The 515-nt window shown below is 73.2% G+C and carries 1 pseudogene; it reads left to right on the top strand.

Features of this window, described 5'->3' with window-relative positions:
* Positions 1-242: 242 nt before the first annotated feature.
* Positions 243-515 (top strand): annotated as a pseudogene (locus SZN_RS37325) (PAS domain-containing protein); the annotation flags it as partial.

Genomic DNA, 515 nt, shown 5'->3' with positions numbered 1-515 from the left:
CCGGAACTCGGTGAGGAGTTCGCTGAGGAAGAAGGGGTTGCCGCCGGTGGCCTCGTGGAGCGTCCGGACGACGTCGGGATCGGGGTCGCGGTTGAGCACGGCGGAGAACAGGTCGCGCACGCCGTCCCGGCTCAGGTCGTCGAGGCAGATGGCGGGCATGCTGGGCATGGTGATGAAGTGTTCGGCCTTGGGGGCGTTGCCGTGGTGCACGAGTGCGGTGACGGCGACGCAGAGGATCGGGGGCCGTGCGCGAGGGCCTGCTGATGCTGGACGGCCAGTTCCGGGTGGCGCTCATCAACGACGGCGGGCGCGAGCTGCTGGGCGTGGACGGCGACGTGGTGGGGCGGTCGGTGGCCGAGCTCGGCCTGCCCGCCCCGCTGACCGGGGCGCTGCTGGCGTCGGAGCCGAGGGTGGACGAGGTGCACCTGGCGGCCGACCGGGTCCTGGTGGTGAACACCTCCCCGGTGTCGGGCGGGGAGCGGCGCGGCACGGTGGCGACCCTGCGCGACGTCACC

Origin of the sequence: Streptomyces zinciresistens K42 (assembly GCF_000225525.1) — a bacterium.
GTDB lineage: Bacteria > Actinomycetota > Actinomycetes > Streptomycetales > Streptomycetaceae > Streptomyces > Streptomyces zinciresistens.
This window is presented reverse-complemented; position numbering and strand designations above follow the sequence as displayed.